We start from the raw sequence: 21,254 nt of genomic DNA, 5'->3' as shown, positions 1-21,254 counted from the left end.
GGAATTTGCAGTATGATTAGCGGTCCGAAGTTTCAGGAAGAATACAGCGCAAAATTGCCTGCGCTAGCCCTGCTCAGCAACCTCGGTTGGGACTTCTTACCGCCTCATCAGGCGCTCACCGCCAGATCAGGCAAAACCGACGAAGTAGTACTCCGCGATGTACTTCGTGAGCAGCTAAGTAAACGTCGATTCATGTTTGGAGGCAGCGAATGCTCGCTATCATCCAAAACCATCGACAACCTGATCAGCGAAGTCTGCAGCCCCGCCCTGAATGAAGGACTGCAAGCAGCCAATGAGCGGCTATACAACCACCTGCTGTATGGCATTTCGGTAACAGAGTTTATAGACGGCAAAAGGGCCAACCCGACCATCGCATTAATTGACTGGCAGGATCTGACGAAAAACAGCTTTGTCTTCACCGAAGAGTTCCGTGTGTTGCGTAGCGGAGGCGTTGATACACGGCGGCCGGATATCGTCTGTTTCGTTAACGGTATCCCTTTAGTCGTAATTGAGGCCAAGCGCCCGGATGGTAATGCTCAAAAGGGCCCGACCATTGACGCTGGTATTTCACAGAGCCTACGTAATCAGCGCCATGATGAAATTCCTCGATTGTTTGCCTACAGCCAATTGTTGTTCTCGATCAACGGCAGCGACGGACGTTATGCGACTTGCGGAACCCCGACTAAATTCTGGGCAGCATGGCGCGAGGAAGACATCAGCGCTACCAAACAACACGAACTGAAGAATCACCCACTCAGTGCCAAACAGAAAAGTGCCTTGTTTGCTCATCGACCTGCTAAAGATTTGGCTTGGTATGAAGATCTGTTGGCAGGGGGTGAGTTAGCAGTTACCGGACAAGATCAACTGTTGATTGGCCTGTTATCTCCCATTCGATTACTCGAGATGCTTCGTTACTTCATCTTGTTCGACAAAAAGGTTGGCAAGGTCGTTGCCCGCTATCAGCAGGTATTCGGTATCAAGCGCCTTATCGAGCGGATAGGCCTTAAGCGCAAGGACGGCGGCCGTGAAGGGGGAGTGATCTGGCATACCACTGGCTCCGGCAAGTCGTTCACCATGGTGTTTTTGAGTAAGGCGTTAATCCTTCACAACGATCTCAAGCAGTGCCGCATCGTGGTGGTCACCGACCGGATCGATCTAGAAAACCAGTTGAGCAGAACCTTCGCCTCAAGTGGTGAGCTATCAGGGAAAAAGGACCGTGCATCAGCCATGGCCACCTCCGGCACGCGTCTTGCCGAGCAAATCGGTAGCGGTAACGAGCGCATCATTTTTTCGCTGATACAGAAATTCAACAGCGCCACCAAACTTCCGGAGTGTGTCAACACCAGCGCCGATATCATCGTGCTGATCGATGAGGGACACCGCAGCCAGGGCGGTGAAAACAATATCCGTATGAAGCAAGTATTACCAAATGCAGCCTTTGTTGCCTTTACCGGCACTCCACTACTCAAGAAAGACAAGACTACCAACAAGTTCGGCCCCATTGTTCATGCATACACGATGCAACGAGCAGTGGAAGACAAAGCCGTAACGCCCCTTCTTTATGAAGAGCGCAAACCAGATCTGGATGTAAGTGATCGGGCCATAGACAGCTGGTTCTCACGCATTACCGAAGGGCTGACAGATCAACAAAAGACCGACCTCAAGCGTAAGTTCTCCAGCAAGGGACAGATCTACAGCTCCGACGACCGCATTCGGTTGATCGCTCTGGATATCGCCAACCACTTCGTGAAAAACATTGATGAAGGTCTAAAAGGACAGCTCGCATGCGACAGCAAGGCTTCGGCGGTCAAGTACAAGAAATACCTGGATGAAGCCAATCTTTTCGAAAGCGCCTTAGTAATGAGTCCGCCGGACAGCCGTGAGGGCAATCTTGAGGTGGATGAGTCTTCCTCACCCGAGGTTACTCAATGGTGGAAAAAGAATGTCGGCAGCACTGATGAACAGATCTACACCAAACAGTTGATCGAACGCTTTGACAAGGATGACTCACTCAAGCTTTTGATCGTTGTGGACAAGTTGCTGACTGGATTCGATGAGCCCAAGAACAGCGTGTTGTACATTGACAAACCGCTCAAAGAACACAATCTGATTCAGGCCATCGCTCGGGTCAACCGCCTGCATCCGCTGAAAAAATTCGGTCTGCTTATTGACTATCGCGGCATCCTTACTGAGTTGGATACGACTATTCAAAAGTACCAGGATTTGGCTTCGCGGACGCAAGGCGGCTATGACATCAACGACATTGCAGGTCTCTACGACCCGATGAGTAGCGAATACAAGCGCCTGCCGCAATTGTACAAAAATCTCTGGGCGATCTTTGCCAATGTCAAAAACAAGGGTGATATCGAGCAACTGCGCCATGTACTCGTGCCCAGAATGCAAGCGCGTGAGGGCGACCTGATCGATATCAACCTAAAAGTACGTGAGGATTTCTACGAAGCCCTGACCGAGTTCGCCAGTTGCCTGAAAGTAGCGTTGCAGTCCGCTTCATTTTTCGAAGATACCAGTTTCACCGATGCGGATCGAGCCCATTACAAGGATACCCTCAAAGAGCTCTCGAGCCTGCGTCTGTTGGCAAAACAGGATGCTGGTGAAACAGTGAACTACGACAAATACACAGAACAAGTTCGTAAGCTACTGGACAAACATGTGGTCGGGGTTGAGGTGAGAGAGTCGGAAGGCGTCTATGAAGTCGGCAAGATGGGTCAGAAAAAGCCAGAAGACTGGAGTGAAGAGAAGACTCGCAACGAGACTGACATCATCAAGACTCGCATAAGCAAGATGATAGAGCAGGAGCTACGCGACGACCCCTATGCCCAGGAGGCGTTCTCCAAACTGTTGCGTCAGGCCATTGAGGAGGCGGAAAAACTCTTCGACCACCCGCTCAAACAATATCTCTTGTTTCACGAGTTCGAGCAGCAAGTGCAGACGCGTAAATTGGATGAATTGCCAGATGCATTTGCCGGCAACAAACATGCTCAGGCTTACTATGGCGTATTCAAAAAGATACTGCCCGAGGCTTTTGCTGCACTTGACAATCAAACACAAGACGAGTGGATCAAGCTGGCCTTCCGCCTGGAAGAGATGGTCACTACTTCGGTGGCAGAGCACTCAATCAATCCCCAAAATATCGAGGCGGACATACGCAAGAAACTGCTGCCGCTGATGTTCAAGGAATGCAAAGCAACCGGCGCAGGGATGGATCAAGCAAAAGATATCGTTGAGTGGATAGTCCAGATCACTCGAGTGGGATTGACAGCTGCATGAGCGTACCCATCGTTTTGGCTGGAGCTCATGAGTGCGCTGGGAAGCATTGGCTCAGCTTCCACTACGCCGACGAGCTCATTGTGGTCGAACGTGCGCCCAAGGCACGACAGATGCAACGCTTGCTAATCAAGGTCGATCCTGACTGTAGAGTGTCAGTACAGGCGCCTGCTACTGCCAGTGATGAGGCAGTATTACGGGCGCTAAAGCAGCGTGGTCGTTGGATCTACGAACAACTACGCCAGTTTCGTACGCAACTGGCGCATGTCACCCCACGCCAATACATCAGCGGGGAAAGCCATTACTACCTAGGTAAGCAGCATGTGCTCAAGGTAATCGAAGCTCCCGAAGCGGCTCAGCAAGTGCGCCTGCTGCGAGGGAAACTGGAAGTATCCGTTAGGCATAAATCTCCAGAGAACGTACGTAAGCTGCTAAGCGACTGGTATAGAGCCCGTGCCCGGGAGGTCTTCTCGCGTCGCTTGCAGGCAGTTATGGATCAGACGCTTTGGGTGGCTGGCGAGCCGCTATTGCGCATCCAGACCATGCAGACCCAATGGGGGAGTTGCTCGCCCAAGGGACGTATTACTCTCAACCCACACCTCGTCAAAGCGCCGCGAGACTGTATCGATTATGTGCTTCTTCACGAGCTTTGCCATATCGCCGAGCACAACCACAGCGAACGTTTCTACCGACTGATGAAGCAGGTGATGCCACAATGGGAGACTGTCAAGAGACGGCTCGACGAGATGGCGACGGCATTGCTTAACAGCACCACCTAAAAGAGGGGCGGCCCAGCCGTCTCATAATTCGACGTCGCTAATCACCGTATCAGGCAATCCCACCTTTTAACCACGCTTGAACCCCAAAAAAAGCTGGTCAAATACCGTGCAAAAATCACAAAAAAGTGGGGGAACAAATGGGGGATCGGAGCGCCTTTCAAAAAACCTAAATCATTGTTTTTCAAAAACATAGATCAATTAAAAGCTAACCACAAGCCGGCTTTTTAATGTCCAGAATATTTCCCCTCACCCAGAGTGTCGCCGACTCTCTCATAGGCTGGTCACTCATGCGGCTTTGGCATGCGCCGTATTATTCGCATAAGCCGACACAGCAGAAGTAATGTGTCTCAGCACTGCCGAGACTTTTGTGGGCTGGGGACATTGCGCTCGAACAGAGCAGCCTTGCACTAAAGCTCTCAAGCTGAAAGAGCCCTGACTTCCAGGACAGATAATCAAGACCAAAAAAAACCGGCCAATTAGCCGGTTCATTCACTTCAAAAAAACTGATAAGGCGGAGCTACCCTCAAGCAGCACTCTCCCCCATCGGACTTCACCGCAAACACATCACTCAATAAGCATTCCGGTCCCGCTTCACCAGCATCAGCGCTGTCTTGATGAGGATTACGATGTCGAGCGAGATGCTCCAGTTTTCGATGTAGAACAGGTCGTGCTCGATACGCTTGTCGAGTTTTTCCTGGGTGTCGGTTTCGCCGCGCCAGCCGTTGCACTGGGCCCAGCCGGTCACGCCGGGTTTGACGCGGTGGCGGCTGGCGTAGTCGGCGAGCAGGTCGTGCAGCAGTTCGCCGCCAGAGTGCATGCCGGTGGCGTGTGGACGCGGGCCTACCAGCGACATGCTGCCCATCAATACGTTGAACAGTTGTGGCAGCTCATCAATGCTGGTCTTGCGAATGAAGCGCCCCACACCCGTAACCCTGGGATCGCCCTGCACGGTTTGCTGAGCGCCGCGCTGGTCGCCACGATCGGTGAACATCGAGCGAAACTTGAAGACGCGGATGGTCTCGTTGTTGAAGCCGAAACGCTCCTGAACGAACAACACCGGGCCTTTGGATTCCAGCTTGATGGCCAGCGCCACCAAGGCCAGTAGCGGCGAGAAGATGATGATGGCAGTCAACGACAGCACCACATCCTTGACGCGCTTGAGCACGGCATTCCATTCGCTGATCGGGCGAGCCTGAAGGCTGAGGAAGTACGCGCCGCCGACACGCAACACCGGGCGGTCCGCGTACAGGAAGCCCAGCTTGTCCGGTGCCAGGTAAACGTCCACGCTCCAGGAAGAGAACTGCCGCACCAGCGTTTCAATACGGTCGTTGGCCTGCCAAGGCATCGCAACAATCACCAGATCGATGCCGTGCTTGCGCACCATCTCGTCAGCCAGATCAGTTTTACCCAGCAACGGCACGCCGTTCTGGCTTGGCGGCAGACGTGTCCCACGGTCGTCCAGATAGCCCACCACATCGATATTCTGATCATTGAAGCGGCGCATGTGATCAACGACCTGCTGGCCCACCTCGCCGGCACCCAGAATCAGTGCGCGACGCCGAAAAATGCTGCCGCGCGTGGCTTGTGACGGCCGCGAGAAATACCACACCAGCATCAAACGGCTGAGGAGGATGTAAAGCGAGAAACCGCCGAACCAGCCCGTGATCCAGAGTCGGGAAAAGCTCTCGGTAATCTTGAAAATGAAACCCACCAGCAGCAAGGCACCGAAGGCAAAAACAAGCCCGCCAAAGGTGATGAACGGAGCGCGCACCTGATGCTTGAAGCGCTGCCATTCGTACTGACCGCTGGAAAATCCGAACACGCTGAAAGCAACCACTGCAATGATCACCGCCATGCCGTAACGCATGTAGGCAAAAGCACCATCGCCCACATAATACTGCGCGCCGAAATACACGATGAGCGATGTCAGCGCCATCGCCAGAACATCGGTGAAATACAGAATGTAGTTAGCGTAGCTTTGAAGAAGTGTCAGGCGAGGGAACGTATTTAACGTGCCCTCGCTGGGCTGATGCATGCGATTTTCCATATGTACACCGGACCTGTAAGGTTAAGTATCTGATTGCGCGATGGTCGCGCGCGAGTTATTCAATCTCGGCTAAAGCGCATGCGAGCACCGATTTCACAAGCTGAAAAAGTCATCTTCGCGATAATTTGATGGCGGCCTTCCGTCAGCGATTGGCCACAATATTTATAATGAAACGCTAAGGCTGCCTGGCGTCTTTACAAACGCCCCGGCATCCATCTGCCTCGATGTAACGGTCCTTCGCAGCCATGAACGCCTGGTCTTGCGCTATTGCCAGGCGCCCCGTGAGATCGGCAAGGACAAGCCCTTTTACTATCTCAGCGCGTCCGGGGCAAAGCCGTTGAGTGACCGGTGAGGATGGCGATTGCGCAGTGAGGCTGCTCGGGTTCTGAACACTCCTTACAGGCGGGTTGCGAATTCAGTCGCCAAATGGATCAACACCCCCACCAGGCCGCCTACCAGCGTGCCGTTGATGCGGATGAATTGCAGGTCCTTGCCCACCTGAGACTCAAGCTGCTCGACTAGCTCCTGGTCGTTCCAGGCCTCAATCCGCTCGGCGATGTAACGTCCGATCTCTGAGCGATAACGTTCCACGAGCGGGCCGGCCAACGCCAGGATCTGGTCGTTGATCCATGCCTGCATCGACAGGTCTTCGCTCAGGGCTTCACCTAGCTTGCGAGTGCCTTTGCTCATATGCGCGCGCAGCTCGGAGTTTTCCTGCCTGATGTCGTCTTCGAACCAATTCACCACATCATCGACCAGCCCGCTGAGATAGCCGAGCAGCGCCGGATGCTGCATCAGTTGCGAACGCAACTGATCGGCGCGCAATCGGAATGCAGGCTCTTCTTTGAGCTTGTGCACCAGGCTCACCAACTGCTCATCGAAGTGCTTGCGCAGTGGGTGATCGGCGTCCTGGTTAACCTCCGTGATGACCTCGGAAAGACGCTTCACCAGCTTTTTCGAAGACCAGTTACCGGCCAGGTTGTGCAACGGCAACTCTTTGCCGAAAAAGCTGAAACGCAGCACATCCAGTTCGCTGGAAATCACCTCGCTGATACGCTGCTGAGTCGCCTCGCCCTGCATCCACACGTCAAAATGTGCAAGCAGTTCATCGAGCACTTCCTGCGCTCGACCGTCGTCCGTCAGGACCTCCAACAGTTGTCCGCTGATCCGCGCCAGATCAATATGCTCCAGCCGCGCCAGCGCCGTGCCCCGCACAAAGTGGCGCACTCGCTCATCACGCAGCGCACCGACGCCGTGACTGGCCAGCTTGATGGCGAGCCCAGACAAAGCGATCGCGTTTTCTTCTTTGGAGAGCCACTCGGCCAAGCGCTTGGCCGCATCAAACTCTTGGACCTTGTGCAGGACTTGCTCACGGGAAAGGAAGTGCGTGCAAATGAAATCCCCAAGATTGGCACCAATACGCGCCTTGTTGCGCGGGATGATCGCCGTGTGCGGGATGGGCAGACCCAAGGGATGACGGAACAGTGCGGTAACCGCGAACCAGTCGGCTATCGCGCCCACCATCGCGGCCTCCGAGAAGGCTTTCAAATACCCGCCAAAGGTCGGGTGGCCAGGTGTAAGCACTAAGGCAACTACGTAGAGCAGCGCGGCCAGCAACAGCAGGCCGGAGGCAACGCCCTTCATTTTTGTGAGTGCGGTGGCGCGTTTGAGCATCGGGAAATCCTGGAGTGATGCTGACTGCAGCGTCAGAAGGAAAAGTCAGTCACATGAGTGGACAGCTTAACGGCCAAGTAATTGCTTCGGCGCAGGCGCAACGCTCAAACAGGCCGCTATCAATACTCCAAACCATCGTGCCTGAGTAAACGATAGCCAAAAAAAACCCCGCATCTGTTCTCAGGTGCGGGGTTTTAAGAGCAAGTTTTAAGTGGACAAACACAGATCACTTCAACGTACGAACAACCAGCTCTGTACTTCCATATATCTGAATTGCATGTGCATCAATAAGCGTTCTTATCTCTTCTAACCAGCATCAATGCCGTCTTGATGATAATGATGATGTCGAGCGAAACACTCCAGTTCTCGATATAGAACAAGTCGTGCTCGATCCGCTTATCAAGTTTTTCCTGAGTGTCAGTTTCCCCTCGCCACCCGTTGCATTGCGCCCAGCCAGTTACACCAGGTTTAACGCGGTGACGACTGGCATAGTCGCTCAGCAGGTCATGCAGTAACTCTCCGCCAGAGTGCATGCCGGTAGCGTGAGGACGCGGCCCCACCAAAGACATGTTGCCCAACAGCACGTTGAACAGCTGTGGTAACTCATCAATGCTGGTCTTGCGAATGAAGCGACCCACCCGGGTAACGCGAGGGTCGCCGGCTACCGTTTGCTGGGCGCCTCTTTGATCCCCGCGATCAGTAAACATCGAGCGAAACTTGAAGACCCTGATGGTCTCGTTGTTGAAGCCAAAACGCTCCTGGATAAACAGGACAGGACCTTTGGACTCAAGCTTGATCGCCAGTGCGACCAAGGCAAGTACAGGAGAAAATATAGCAATGGCTGCCAATGACACTACAACGTCCTTGACTCGTTTGACCACGGCATTCCACTCGCTGATCGGACGCGCTTGCAGACTTAGAAAGTACGCACCTCCCACCCTTAATACCGGGCGATCCGCGTATAGAAAGCCCAACTTATCAGGGGCCAGATAGACGTCGACACTCCAGGAAGAAAACTTGCGCACAAACATTTCAATACGGGCGCTGGCTTGCCACGGCATCGCGACAATTATCAAATCAATACCGTGTTGGCGCACCATCTCGTCTGCAAGGTCAGTATTTCCCAGTAGAGGCACACCGTTGTCACTTGGAGGCAGTCGGGTACCGCGGTCGTCCAGACACCCAACCAGATCGATGTTCTGATCGTTGAAACGACGCATGTGTTCGACGACCTGCTGACCCACTTCCCCCGCACCCAGAATCAGCGCCCTGCGTCGAAAGATGCTACCCCGCGTAGCTTGCGAAGGTCTTGAAAAATACCAGACCAGCATCAGTCGGCTGATGAGGATATAAAGGGAAAAGCCTGCAAACCAACTGGTAATCCACAGACGAGAAAAGCTTTCGGTAATTTTGAACATAAAACCGATCAACAGCAGCGCGCCGAATGCAAAAACCATCCCCCCGAACGTAATGAAGGGTGCTCGCACTTGTTGCTTGAAGCGCTGCCATTCGTACTGACCGCTCGAGAAGCCGAAAATACTGAATGTGACCACCGCGATTACCACGGCCATCCCGTAGCGGAAGTAAGCTGCAGGGCCATCATCGACGTAGTACTGCGCACCGAAATAAACGACCAGCGACGTGAGCATCATCGCCAGGATGTCGGCGAAATAGAGGATGTAGTTCGCGTAGTTTTGCAGAACTGTTGGCGTACGCTGGAATGCGGCTAGCTCATCCAAAGGTTGTCGAATATCGGTATCCATGGCTTCACCTTAAAGACAGAGGTTAGGAATCTGAATCTTCATTGGCTATGAACCGCACCGCGCCTGGATAAGCGCACATAGATCACAATGAACACAGTAAGCAGAAATAAAAAAAGTGGGCGAAAAAAAGCGGCCCGCTAAAAATTTATCAAATATGAAATTGCGCGATACCTACAAGGGCAGCGTGAACTCGCTGTTCATCGATGCGTTTACCCATCGAAACTTTCTAGCTGAAGCGAGAAGCTGTGCAGGCGAACGCACATTGGTTTTATTGAGCAAAAACGTCCGGACCACGGAATTTGATTTGCTATGAGCGCCAGCATGACCTACCCGGTACACGGCGCCAGGAAATGGCAATGGGGAAAGCGGTGTACCATTTTCTGCCATCAGGGGTTTGATGAATTTATGGCTGCCCAGCAATTGTTTAACGTATTCGTCCGTTGCGCCGTCGAAGCTTGCAGGCAGGTTCATCAGATCGGCCCGTACGATATAGGACGTCCCGCAGTACTCGTTGAATTCCGGATGGAGGTAAACCCACCGAGTCCCTTCAGACCACACAAACCCGTTGTTGATGTACCAGCCATTAGCAAGAGGCTGAGTCGATACAAAATCAACGAGTTTGTTACTGAGAAAATCGTCGTCGTCCACGATCATGAAATAGTCGGTTGGCGCGACATGGAGCATCCCGGCCAACACCCGACGCCCCTTATCAAGGCGCACGGCATCGTAAAACGCCGCCATGCCCGCATCACTCTTTTCATGAAGAGGATTGGGGGCAAAATCGACTCGCTTTACTTGTATGCGCGCAGGCAAAGGGGGCAAGTCGGCCCCCTCATTCGCAACGATGACTGCAGCCCAGTCATCCCCGTGCTGCGCGACAATCGATTTGACGGTTTCAGAAATATTTCTTTTATTCTGTTCCCAATCCTTGGAATTGGCGGGGTGCCTTACCGGGATAACAAAAGTCAGTTTGACAACCACTTTAATGCCTCTCTTGAACGTGAACGGGGGGCAATGAATGAGCGATTACAGGAAATATGAATTGGTTATCCCGCCTTCAATGCCTGCGCAAGCAGTTGCACACCGGCGCGGGCTTCACCCAGGACCTGAGCGTGGGTATCGGCGTCGATACCGCGCGCCATGGCAGCAATAAAGGTTTCGACAACCTCGTCAGGCGAAGAGCGGCTGGTTTCAACAAAAAACTCGTCGCGGTTAACGGACTTATAAAAGCTCTTGAGCTTGACGTCCCATCCCAGACCGACGTGGGGGATTTTCAGCGAGTAGGCGGTGATGTTGGCATGCATTCGATGCGCAATCAGCCCATCAAAGCTTGAAATAACGCGGTACAACTCGCCACCGTTCAAAGGCCGCGGTGCAATTGCGCAACCGGGTACCCGGGCAACGACTTTGGCTAGCACCTCTTCATCCTCGACATCACCATTGGTAAACAACACCGGCGTAAAACCCTTGGCAATAAGGCCCGAAGACAAGTCACAGAAGAACGTAATCATGGCGTCCTCTGCTACATCCTCTGCCCGAATGATCGCGTTTACCATTTTTGAGTCGATTACACCAACACCGACACGACCTGTCAGTTGGCGTTCGGCCAAAGGCAGCGCAAGTCGCTCCGGATAAACCGCTGAAGCCAGAAGGCCTGGGTCTCGACAAATCTGCGGCTGGACGCCGGCATCAACATAAGAGGTCCAGTGATCGGCTGACAGCTTGTCCCTGACAGAAACAAATCGGATTTGCGGTTGCCCGGTCAACGCTTTGCGTAACAGACGGCCTGAATGGGCAAGCCAGGTTTTTTCACTGGAAACACCGACCGCATAAAAGGACACCTGGACATTCTGGTCCTGAGCCAGACGCATAATTGAATAAAGCCGTGCGGGGAAATACGAGGATGTTGCCGTTACCAACTGTCCACCGCCCACAACAAAACGTGTGACCTTTGCTGGAGGCGCAGCACTGATTTCGGCAGAAAGCCGACGGTGTGTCCTTTTTATGTTCTTAATGTCCGCAATCCGGGACATCAGCCAATCCGGAAGCACTTTTTTTAATGTACCTTTCAGCTGCGCTGTTCCGGCAGATTCAGCAATGGGAAAGTTGGACTTGCCATCGATGTCGATGGAGCTGACCCGCGAATCCGGCAAGCATTTTCTGAGCTCGTGCTCAAGGCAATCGGACAGAAGTCCGTCACCGACGTTGGTGCTGTATTTATCGTTGAAGATCAAAACATTCATTAAAAATTCCCTACATGACGGCCGGTTGTGCGGGCCATCGATGATGCTCTGAATTTAGATAAAAGCGCCCAACCTTGGCCGCGTTTCAAGATATGGCGTTACTTGTCTCTGCGCAGCGTCTGCTTGAACAGGCTAAACACGTCCAGCACAGCGTGCCTGTTGGTGGCCAGCATAACGGCAAGATAAATCACCACTCCTGCTGGTATGAGAAGCAACAGCCGCAGCCCTGGAGAAAACTGCGACATCTCCAAAGCAAGAAAATAAATACACGCCCCCATGATCAATGAGGAGATAAGCGGCGCCAGTATTCGCTTCAGATAGGTCACCCAACCAATTCCCAGTAAGCGAAGGGTCGGCAGGATAGACAGCGGCGAAAACACAATGGTCTTGATCAGGAAGCCGCTTGTAAGCGCCAAGAGCCCGTGACGCGCCAGTATGAAAAACAATATGAAATTGCCTGCGCCGCTGATCAGAGTGATGGTGGTTTGCCAGTGAGCTTTGCTGAACACCATAAGGATATTCGAGTTGTATTGAGACAGAGCAGTAACAAAAGCGCTAAGCGATAGAAATGCCAAAACCGGAGCAACATCCGCCCACTTTGATCCCAACAGCACAAATACAACGTCCGGTGAGAGAGCGGCGATTCCTACGTAGAGTGGCCCGGTGATGCAAATGCTCAAGTAAACGCATTTCAAATAAGCATCGCTGGAGCGCTTTGCATCATCGCGAAGTGCTGCCTGGATGGGCAACGCGACCGAATTCAGTGAACTGGAAATCATCAGCCACATGGCGACACTGATGCGTTTGGCTGCATTGAACACACCGGTCTCGGCAGCGCCAAGATAATAGGACGCAAAAAACACATCACTCTGCATGCTCACGAAAGACGCAGCGGCTGACAGGGATACATGGCGCGAATGACTAAGTACTGACGATACATCTTTCCAGGTTGTCTTGATGCTCGGCTTCCATCGAGTAGTCATCCAGAGCGTCGCGGTGCCTACAAGCGAAGTCACCAACTGTTGAGCGATCAGACTCAGCAGCCCATAACCTTGAATCGCCATCCAGATGCCTATCGCGCCGCCAATTGAAATGGCTAAAAGGGAGCGGATGGCGAGCACCTTGAACATCAACTGCTTTGTGAGCCAGGCTTCATGGGTTTTAGACAACCCGGTGGTAAACAGCAGGATGCTGGTCCACTGCAGTGACGATGCTATCTCCTTGTTACCCAAAAGCGCCGCGATAGGCTCCGCCAGTAAAAACAGAATCAGCGCTCCTGCCGCGCCACTGGTCAGCATGAGTACAAAGGCCGCATTGAACGTTTCGTCGCCGATATCGCGACGGGAAACAATTGAAGCAGCGACGCTCTCAATCCCGATCTGGCGGAAGGCTTCGACCAGAAGCAGGCACACAGCCATGATCCCGAATGCTTCTTTTGACACAAACCGAGCAGTAACCAGAAACACAAGCAGTGCGAGAATCTGCGCGACTGATTGATTAATGATGGACCAAAATGCGCCTCGGCCAATTTTATTGGCGGTGAAATTAGCTGACATACGGACCTGGTAATTAGAGCTGAGAAGTATTGATCGGATAAGTGTGCGGCGGCAAACCAATGCCACGCCCACTGTAGAACCGAGTCAGGAGAGAAACATTTGTTCAGTCACTCTTTCCCAATTCAAAACCTTTGAGCGATCAATCGAATTTCGATCATAGGCGATCGCTTTCTCGAAGGCGCTAACCAGTGAGTCTTCATCAGCGTCGGGGTGAAACGACAGTACGTGTGGGCGGCCAGCTGCTGCGAAATCCGGCGCCACAATGGGTAACTGGCAGTAAGTGTACTGGACCATTTTCAGACTTGACTGACTGATGTAGGCAACGCTTGGAGCATCCCGATAGGGTGCGATGCCGATGTCCGAAAACCTCAGGTAGGGCACCAGGTCCGAGAACGGACGCTCGCCGTGCTCGACGACATTATCGAAAGACTTTGTCAGGTGAGATTTCTTGCCGAATAAATGAAAGGTCCAGTCCGGAAAGCGCCTGGCCAAGGTTTCGACCACGACAGGATTAAACAACATATCGCCCACGCTGATAGCATTTCTGGACGTTACAAACGGATTGTCTGCCGGGGCATCGAAGGTCTCAGTGTCCAGGCCCGGCGGAACATACGCCACCGGCGCGCCAGCCGGAAAGCTGTCTTTCATGACTGCAGCAGGCACCCGGATCGATTTAAAGAGGGGGATCGCGGCTTTTTCAGCCTGCAGCACCATCGGATGAAACGTCAGCGTCTCGAGCAAATCGCTCACGCTGTAAATGAACTTCGCATTGGGCGCCAGCTTTGCAAACGACTTGGCCAGCATCAAACCCACACCACTCTCTATCACCACAATATCTGCCTGACGAACCCTGACCTTGACCGCTTCAGGCAGGAGGCTTGAGTAAATAGAAAACAAAGGCGCTGTGATGCTATCGAGCTTTTTGTTGCCAAGACTGAAGGGGTGAACGACCGGTCGCCAGACGTACTTCTGGACAAGATCAGACATAGGAATCCAAGTGTTGAATGGACGACTGAAATGCCTGCTGTTTTTCTTCATCCCCGTGGCGTAACTCAGCCCAACGGTCATGAAATCTACGTGGATTCCCTGCTTTTCCAAACAGTCAGCCCAGAAGTGGAAATCCACTTTCCGACCTGCGCTTGCATCATGCCCTGATACAAAGAAGACATTCATGGGCTACACTCCTGTAAAACTTTTGACATATTAAAATCGAATCCGAACCAATGACTTACTTGTTTGCCACCATGTAGTACAAGAATTTCGGGATGCCAAGCATGTAGCGCCGAAACAATCGCTGGGGCTCACTGATGAGTCGGAAAAGCCACTCAAGGTTCAAACGGCGCATTAAGGCCGGCGCTCGGTCGAAGCGCTCCGCCTGAAAATCAATGATTGCGCCCCCGCAAACGACCAGAATCGGGCCGCTGACAGATTTGCGCAGCATGTTGGCAAGGTGCTCCTGCTTGGGCATGCCCATTGCCAGGACGACGATGGTAAGTACACCCTTACGCGCCCTTTTTTTCAGGCAGTTAAGATACTTTTCTTCGGAGTAGAAGCCGTGCAGCGTATGGCATTCCTGCCCTTCCATCAGGTTTCTAGCGCCGGTTTCCAGCCATGGAGACTGCGTACCAAATACGAAATAATCGATTTCGATCGGGCTGTCCTGAGCTTTTTTGATCAGCTCCGGAATAAAGTCCGTTCCGTTCAGGTTCGCACCCGGTTCAAGCTTGTTCCAACGGCAAGCCAGCTTAATCCCTATGCCATCACGTAGGAGATAATCAATGTTGCCAAAACTGGACAGCACGGATTCCTTTTCCGCGGCCAGATTGAATCCATATTGATTCAGAAAACCAAGAATCTTTTGCTCCTTGGTTTCAAGTAACTCATCAATAAAAATATCCCGCTTTTCGTCTTCGACGATATGGAGCCTATCGATAAGCTCTGACGCTGTTCTCAAGGGTAGTTTCGTATACATTGAAGATCTCCTCTGCCACCGTAATCCATGAGAATTGGTTCGCATACGAAGCTGCACCAACCGCTGCCGCAGGCGACCAATCGCCTACAAGCAAGTCGTACTCTGCCTTGAAGTTAGACGAAGTAATATTAAATATTCGGCCGACCCCAGAATCATCAACAAAATCCTTAAATGAAAGTGGCTCTTCAGATAAAAACGGAACGAGGCCATATGACATCAGTTCCACAACACCCAGTCCGAAACCTTCATATTCGGAGGCACTCACCGTAAATTTCGAATTTACAATATGACTGGCAATTTCATCATCTTCGACATCGAAGATAAGCTTTACCTTTTCCTCACAGCCAAGTCGCTTCACAAGTGAAATTAACTCAGCTGCGTCGCCGGTCTTGCTTCGACCGATGACCTTCAAGTGTCCTGGCGGATGTTCGATCTTGGCAAATTGCTCGATCAGCCATGGCAAACGCTTGTTCTCGCTAAACCGCCCCAGATAGACAAGGTCATTGGCGGGAGCCGATCCACTTGGCGTTCCCGGACCAAACTTTTTCACCCGTATCCCATTGTTCACTAATTGAGCACGGCGAGAGATAGGCGCGAACACCGAGTAGTCGTTCGAACTGTTACAAACGACCGCATCTACGCTACCCAGCGTCCATCTAGTAATAACGTTGAAGAACAGCTTTTTGATCCACTGGTTTTTCTTCGTGTGGAAAAACCCACCGTGGGTACATAATATCAGCGGAGAGGTGATTCGTCCGAGGCGCTTCAAGAGCGAGATATAATCAATGAAAAAATCGACCGCGTGCACATGCACTAAGTCCATCTGATTCAACAGCGCAGGATCCGGCTTGCAAATGGGATAGCGTTTTGACCCTTTCCAGGGAAGCCGTAAAACCTTTATGCCCTGATGCTCTTCGTGCTCGACAAGCTGCTTCCCCGTTTGGAAGTCAGAATTCAATGTCATGACAACAACTTCGTGACCCGCTGATCTCTGCTCTTTCGCCAAATTGAGAACGTAGTCCTCAAGTCCACCAACACTAGGATAAAACTGTCTCACGATATGAACAATTTTCATGGAAAGCCTTAATCACTGGAATTAAACGTTTTGAATTTCCTATTCGCCGGCCACTAAACGGCCGGTTTAACCGCGTTGGCCAAGGGCTTGAACAACGGTCCCGACATTAGGCCGACCAGTAACCAAAGCGGCGCACCAGTCTTCATTGAAAAAATAGCTGTACCGGAAACCAACAAGTTCATAAATATATACAGTGATAGCGCATTGGCACATCTCCTGCGCTCAAGTGTGTTCTGCGGAACAATAAAGCACACGAAAAGCCAGTAGGCGATAAACCCGATAACCGTCGCTGTCGAGATCAGATATGGGTATCCACTGTCCAAAAGACGGGATGTGCCGCCAATATTATTCCCGAAATATTCGCCAAGCGACATATTGAAAAGGAAATCACCTGTTTTCGATGTTCGCCCTACAAAAGTGTCTGTGTGGTTGAGCGGAAACGCCAGATATATCATCACTGCAATGGCCATGATGATGGGGGCCAAAAAAGCGTTGGAATACTTGGGTACACGGGGGTAAAGAAAATAGCCCACCAACGAAAGCAACGTCAGGATTGACGTCATCCGTGTATTGTTGGAAACAATGATCAACAGGACCACGCCGACATGAATCACACGCGCCTTTTGCCCTATGAATTTCCAGAGCGATACCAGAAAAACACCGGTCACGGCTGCATAGTTTGCCAGCGAAACTTGTTCAAGGAATATAGATGATGTTCTAGGGCCGTCAAAAATCCCATAGGAAAACCTGCCCTTGAAACCGAGGGCGTTGTTGAAAAGGCCCGTGTCGTTGTATTTGAATTCCGCCATACCACGTGTATTGATGAAGTAAGATGCGGGTTTGAGCAGCGCTGCGTATTTCGACACCGATGACACTTCAAGAATAAGGACTGCCAGTACCAGAATACTGCAGCACAAAAAGGCTGCAATAATGGTCTCTCGTGACGCGCGCCTGCCAAGACAGACGAAAATCGATACGATCAAAGCGTTACGCAGCGCATCAACGAATACTCGTTGATTGATCATGCTTACCAAGAGTCCAAGCACTACGAACAGACAAACAAGATAAATAACGTTTTTGTCGCCCTTGGAAAGCCCTCCCCGAAGTATCAGAAACAAGCCAGCGCCGATGACCATGATTTCGGTCAGAGCGACAACGCCGAAATTCAGACCGGCAGCGTGTGCATTGACGAAGGACAGTATTGCGTTATACGCAACAGCAAAAAATGTCAGCCCCACCACGCGTCGGTCTGCGATATCCGCGATCGGGTTCAGTATTGCGGCACTATCAAAGGTTGCCTGTCGTGGCACGGAGTACTCCATTGATCAGCCTCCCAAATAAGTCCACTGGGCCATCGGCCCGGTGGCTGTGTCTAAGCCATACCCTATCGCCACTGTGCATCTGCCGACGTTTACAGACGCGGGCTGCACGATGTGGGATCGAGGCGGGAGTTTACCCCGGCAAGCTTGCTCTGTTGGTCTTCACGGGGAAAAAGAACGGCTTGATGTAACGGATGTTCGAACACACCGCATACATTATCGCTGATACCGCAACGGGAATCACAAATGCCGCGACACCTACAATCCAGGGGGTATGAACCCAACGAGGCATCAGTTTGAGAATCGCGTACAGGACAGGCGCGTGAAATATCAAAATGAACAGGCTGATACGGGAGAAATAGGTCAAAACGGCAACCAGACTGACCGATCGTGAAAGCCAGAAGCAGATATTCAGCATTATGTAGATGCCCGAAAACGCCTGCAAAGGAGAAACCAATAGGTTTTCATAAATGCGCGCATTCAGATCCATAGGAATGGGGAACAAATATCGCAGGCTGAGGAAAACTACGAGCGTAGCTATTGTGGCCAGTGCGTTGGGCCTGAAATTTTTAATGGCCGACGCTAGGAAGTTACCGCACAGAAAAAACATCAATGTAATGAACAGCAAATCCGCATTGAACGGCAGTCCGCAATCAAACAGATCCCGGGAAAATTCAAGTTCTTTAGAGCACTGCGGATTTTCTTTAGGGCTGTCAAACGCCTGTAGCAGCTGGTAACCGATTCCTGCCATCGCCACCAGTAGAAGCACCTTGCGTAAAGGGGTTGCAAATAACTTTTTGCCGTATAGCAACAGCGCTGTTGCGCACATGTACACCAACCACAAATGCGGCAGGAACCACAGCGGCGGCCATGCGAAAGTAAAGCCGGCCGCGTAGGTCAGGCTCAGGATCAGGGCCTCGGCGGTAGCAACGCCCGCGGCTATTTTTGCCATGCCGATTCCCGTGAGAACCACCGCACATGGCTTGAGCCATGCATCTGCCCGCTGCAGTGCAATCGTTGCAAATGTGCGGACGCCGAGAGTGAACGTAACCCCTGAAACAAAGAAAAAGAAGGGAATCCTGAACGCACCCAGAGCACTTGCAAGTAATTTGCAGGCATCGGTGAAAACTGTATTGTGGCCCAAAACGATCAGCAGAATGCCGATCCCCTTGGCCACATCAACCATCGCTATCCTGGGTTTTCTCGCCGCTTTCGCACCGGGTACTTCTGATTGATTAACTGCTGAATAATGAATCATGTACTACCTTTGACGACGCGAGGCATGCTCCGGATGCTCATCGCTGTGATTTTTTGCTATAGACCAGAGCCTACAACTGCATGGGTAGGTTTTTATTTGGGATATATCAGCGGTCAACCCGCTAACGGGGTCGGTGCTATTCGCGCACACGCATTACTCAGTTGAAGCGGCTGATGTTGTTTGATTTTTGTGTAGCGCCCACTTCTAAGAACCCGATAAAAATGTCGCCGAGGCAATATCTTCCACATCAACACTTTTGCGGCCAGCAGCACTACCTTTTTCATGGAAGTTGCTTCCTGCATCCGCAGCTTGATCACTCGGGATGAACCGTAGCTGGAAGATACGCCGCCCAGTTCGAACTCACACACGATCATCGGTACGAATACCGCACCGCACGACTTGATCGCGCGGCCAGTGAAGTCGCCGTCCGCCACTATGGGGAGGTCCAACCGATAGCGCTCATGCTCGTAAAAAGCGCGTGGGTAAAACGTGGCTTGATGGGAAGGCGCAACAAAGGCGCGTCGTTCATTACCAAGGCCCGGGCTCAGGTATCTATCATCGTTGTAGACTTCGACACTATACCCAAGCACTACAGAACGACGATCTTCGACGCGCGAGAACATTGTTGTCGGGCTGAAGCCCGGGTAGAACGTGTCTCCGGCATTCATGAAAATCAAGTAATCGCCTAAGGCGCGATCAACCCCCTTGTTCATCGCATCGTAGACGCCACGGTCGGGTTCACTTATCCATTGCACTCGCTTGTTAGCGTAGTGCGACATGTAGTCCCTGATTTCGGTGTTTGAGCTGCCATCAATAACCCAGCATTCAACGTCGTCGCCCACGAGCGGTTCGACGTTGGCCAGGGTTTTTTTGAGCCCGTCCAGGTCGTTGAACACCACTGTGACAATCGTCAAGTTCATACAATTTCCAGAGCTTGTTAGGTGGGTCTGATTCGCAGCACCTGTCAGCCGCGTGAGCGGGCGGCGCTGCGATCTACGTTTTTATCGCCGGATTGTTGGCTTCCTTAGACAGCAGGAATGGCTCGCAGGCGTCATAAAATTCAGCGACTTTGGCATTCCAGCTTTGGCGACCGGCCCAGTGTCTGGCAGTGTCACTCAATGCTAACAAGTGCGACTTGTCGGCAGTCAATGACTCAAGCGCTGCTGCGAGTTGGGCCACGACTTCAGCCTCACTGGCATTCTGTGCATTAACCTTGATCCCGACCTCGGGGCCAACCATCTCTCCAGGGCCGCCGATGTCCAGGCAAAGCACCGGCAATCCGCATGATGCAGCTTCGAGTACGACCATACCGCCTGAGTCGTGCAAGCTTGGAAACAGGAACAAACTTGAAGTTTGATACAGGTTTACCAGTTGTTCTTTGTCTACCCAGCTGTGCCAGGTGATGTACTGCTCAACGCCACATTCTTTCGCCAGCGCCTGCCATTGGCCAAGTGCCGGCCCCTCCCCTACCATCACCAGACGCAATGAAGGGTCATTGCTGACTGCCTTGGCGAACGCCCGTATGCCCAGCTGCATGCCTTTCCAGTAAAGGAACCTGCCGGCGTACAACACGACGCTTCCCTCAACCTTCGCTGTTACATCCGGGGTGAGGCGAGCCTCTACACCGATGGTCGCGCACACCACTGTCTTGTGTCTCAACGAGACGGGGATTACCGGCAAACTGTCTTTGGTGGTAAGACCTATAACCGTCGCCCGCCCCATGGTGTAACGCATCAGCGGATCGAACTTGACCAGCCGGTTCGATATACGCCTGGCCCACTCTTTGGCCTTTGCCGCCAATGGAAAAGAGACCAGCAAACGAGGTGGGGTTTCCTCACCGCCGCCGACAGGACCGAAAATGAACGGGATGCCAAGGCCGCCCATAAAACTCGGTAAACGGATGCCTGCAAAGGTCACGTGGTGCACAAGATCGAAGCGCTGTGAAGCGAGCAACTGGCGTGCGCGCAAGAAAGCCAGCCACTGCCAGACGTAGATGTACGCGTAGGACGGCAGGCTAGGACTCCCGGTGTAGTCAATCCCGGGCAGCCAGTCGACGTAAACGAACTCGAGCTTGATCTGCGGGTTTGCCCGCATGTGCCGTTCAATGTCTGCCTTGAATCGGGTACGTGTGATAACCGTGACGCGGTGCCCCAGGTTTTCAAGCTCCACGGCCCAATGCCAGCCAACGCCATCTTCAGACCCCAGAAAGGGCGAGCACGCGATGGCCGAGAGCAATATGTTGCGTTGATTTCTCATTGTCATCCTGTATTCCCAAGGGTGGGT

General features: G+C 52.3%; 15 protein-coding genes. 2 read left to right on the top strand and 13 right to left on the bottom strand.

All coding sequences use genetic code 11. The features are described 5' to 3' along the window. Window positions 1–12 precede the first annotated feature (12 nt). Both OYW20_RS03765 and OYW20_RS03760 read left to right on the top strand, forming a co-directional pair. A complete protein-coding gene (locus OYW20_RS03765; RefSeq protein WP_268799401.1) occupies window positions 13–3,288 on the top strand; it encodes a type I restriction endonuclease subunit R in 3,276 nt (1,091 codons plus the stop codon). Then, the gene (locus OYW20_RS03760; protein WP_268799400.1) at window positions 3,285–4,064 is read left to right on the top strand and encodes a M48 family metallopeptidase; all 780 of its coding nucleotides are present in this window, start codon (window positions 3,285–3,287) and stop codon (window positions 4,062–4,064) included. The genes OYW20_RS03765 and OYW20_RS03760 overlap by 4 nt, the downstream gene beginning before the upstream one ends. A 568-nt stretch (window positions 4,065–4,632) precedes the next feature. Here the strand turns inward: OYW20_RS03760 and OYW20_RS03755 are convergent. The 13 genes from OYW20_RS03755 to OYW20_RS03695 form a co-directional block, all read right to left on the bottom strand. Beyond that, a complete protein-coding gene (locus OYW20_RS03755) occupies window positions 4,633–6,099 on the bottom strand; it encodes an undecaprenyl-phosphate glucose phosphotransferase (protein WP_268799399.1) in 1,467 nt (488 codons plus the stop codon). A gap of 408 nt (window positions 6,100–6,507) precedes the next feature. Further along, window positions 6,508–7,785 (bottom strand): DUF445 domain-containing protein, encoded by a 1,278-nt coding sequence (locus OYW20_RS03750; protein ID WP_268799398.1) that lies wholly within the window; start codon window positions 7,783–7,785, stop codon window positions 6,508–6,510. A 284-nt stretch (window positions 7,786–8,069) separates the two neighbouring features. Continuing rightward, window positions 8,070–9,548, bottom strand: a complete 1,479-nt coding sequence (locus OYW20_RS03745; protein WP_268799397.1) for an undecaprenyl-phosphate glucose phosphotransferase — start codon at window positions 9,546–9,548, stop codon at window positions 8,070–8,072. A gap of 171 nt (window positions 9,549–9,719) precedes the next feature. Next, window positions 9,720–10,529: a glycosyltransferase gene (locus tag OYW20_RS03740; RefSeq protein ID WP_268799396.1), complete on the bottom strand. Its 810-nt coding sequence runs from the start codon at window positions 10,527–10,529 to the stop codon at window positions 9,720–9,722. Between the two features lie 65 nt (window positions 10,530–10,594). Then, window positions 10,595–11,791, bottom strand: a complete 1,197-nt coding sequence (locus OYW20_RS03735) for a polysaccharide pyruvyl transferase family protein (protein ID WP_268799395.1) — start codon at window positions 11,789–11,791, stop codon at window positions 10,595–10,597. A gap of 98 nt (window positions 11,792–11,889) precedes the next feature. Further along, entirely contained in the window at window positions 11,890–13,347 is a 1,458-nt protein-coding gene (locus tag OYW20_RS03730) for a lipopolysaccharide biosynthesis protein (protein ID WP_268799394.1), read from the bottom strand. Window positions 13,348–13,431: 84 nt separating this feature from the next. After that, complete coding sequence (locus OYW20_RS03725; protein ID WP_268799393.1) at window positions 13,432–14,520, bottom strand: GumK N-terminal domain-containing glycosyltransferase; 1,089 nt, start codon at window positions 14,518–14,520, stop codon at window positions 13,432–13,434. 55 nt (window positions 14,521–14,575) lie between these two features. Continuing rightward, the gene (locus OYW20_RS03720; protein ID WP_268799391.1) at window positions 14,576–15,319 is read right to left on the bottom strand and encodes a WecB/TagA/CpsF family glycosyltransferase; all 744 of its coding nucleotides are present in this window, start codon (window positions 15,317–15,319) and stop codon (window positions 14,576–14,578) included. Then, complete coding sequence (locus OYW20_RS03715) at window positions 15,273–16,394, bottom strand: glycosyltransferase family 4 protein (RefSeq protein ID WP_268799390.1); 1,122 nt, start codon at window positions 16,392–16,394, stop codon at window positions 15,273–15,275. The genes OYW20_RS03720 and OYW20_RS03715 overlap by 47 nt, the downstream gene beginning before the upstream one ends. Window positions 16,395–16,447: 53 nt before the next feature. Next, window positions 16,448–17,716, bottom strand: coding sequence for a hypothetical protein (locus OYW20_RS03710; RefSeq protein ID WP_268799389.1), 1,269 nt, complete (start codon window positions 17,714–17,716; stop codon window positions 16,448–16,450). Window positions 17,717–17,846: 130 nt separating this feature from the next. Next, window positions 17,847–18,971, bottom strand: coding sequence for an acyltransferase family protein (locus tag OYW20_RS03705; RefSeq protein WP_268799388.1), 1,125 nt, complete (start codon window positions 18,969–18,971; stop codon window positions 17,847–17,849). A gap of 113 nt (window positions 18,972–19,084) precedes the next feature. Next, a complete protein-coding gene (locus tag OYW20_RS03700; RefSeq protein ID WP_268799387.1) occupies window positions 19,085–19,891 on the bottom strand; it encodes a glycosyltransferase in 807 nt (268 codons plus the stop codon). Between the two features lie 73 nt (window positions 19,892–19,964). Continuing rightward, complete coding sequence (locus tag OYW20_RS03695) at window positions 19,965–21,227, bottom strand: glycosyltransferase family 4 protein (protein WP_268799386.1); 1,263 nt, start codon at window positions 21,225–21,227, stop codon at window positions 19,965–19,967. Between the last annotated feature and the right edge of the window lie 27 nt (window positions 21,228–21,254).

Source organism: Pseudomonas sp. BSw22131 (assembly GCF_026810445.1).
Taxonomy (GTDB): domain Bacteria; phylum Pseudomonadota; class Gammaproteobacteria; order Pseudomonadales; family Pseudomonadaceae; genus Aquipseudomonas; species Aquipseudomonas huanghezhanensis.
Note: the sequence above shows the minus strand (reverse complement) of the source record. Positions and strands in the feature narration are given on the sequence as shown.

Coding starts and splice junctions, on each gene's coding strand:
- OYW20_RS03725 (WP_268799393.1), bottom strand. CDS start 14,520: ATGAATGTCTTCTTTGTATCAGGGCATGATGCAAGCGCAGGTCGGAAA.
- OYW20_RS03765 (WP_268799401.1), top strand. CDS start 13: ATGATTAGCGGTCCGAAGTTTCAGGAAGAATACAGCGCAAAATTGCCT.
- OYW20_RS03755 (WP_268799399.1), bottom strand. CDS start 6,099: ATGCATCAGCCCAGCGAGGGCACGTTAAATACGTTCCCTCGCCTGACA.
- OYW20_RS03750 (WP_268799398.1), bottom strand. CDS start 7,785: ATGCTCAAACGCGCCACCGCACTCACAAAAATGAAGGGCGTTGCCTCC.
- OYW20_RS03710 (WP_268799389.1), bottom strand. CDS start 17,716: ATGGAGTACTCCGTGCCACGACAGGCAACCTTTGATAGTGCCGCAATA.
- OYW20_RS03715 (WP_268799390.1), bottom strand. CDS start 16,394: ATGAAAATTGTTCATATCGTGAGACAGTTTTATCCTAGTGTTGGTGGA.
- OYW20_RS03720 (WP_268799391.1), bottom strand. CDS start 15,319: ATGTATACGAAACTACCCTTGAGAACAGCGTCAGAGCTTATCGATAGG.
- OYW20_RS03760 (WP_268799400.1), top strand. CDS start 3,285: ATGAGCGTACCCATCGTTTTGGCTGGAGCTCATGAGTGCGCTGGGAAG.
- OYW20_RS03705 (WP_268799388.1), bottom strand. CDS start 18,971: ATGATTCATTATTCAGCAGTTAATCAATCAGAAGTACCCGGTGCGAAA.
- OYW20_RS03745 (WP_268799397.1), bottom strand. CDS start 9,548: ATGGATACCGATATTCGACAACCTTTGGATGAGCTAGCCGCATTCCAG.
- OYW20_RS03695 (WP_268799386.1), bottom strand. CDS start 21,227: ATGAGAAATCAACGCAACATATTGCTCTCGGCCATCGCGTGCTCGCCC.
- OYW20_RS03735 (WP_268799395.1), bottom strand. CDS start 11,791: ATGAATGTTTTGATCTTCAACGATAAATACAGCACCAACGTCGGTGAC.
- OYW20_RS03730 (WP_268799394.1), bottom strand. CDS start 13,347: ATGTCAGCTAATTTCACCGCCAATAAAATTGGCCGAGGCGCATTTTGG.
- OYW20_RS03700 (WP_268799387.1), bottom strand. CDS start 19,891: ATGAACTTGACGATTGTCACAGTGGTGTTCAACGACCTGGACGGGCTC.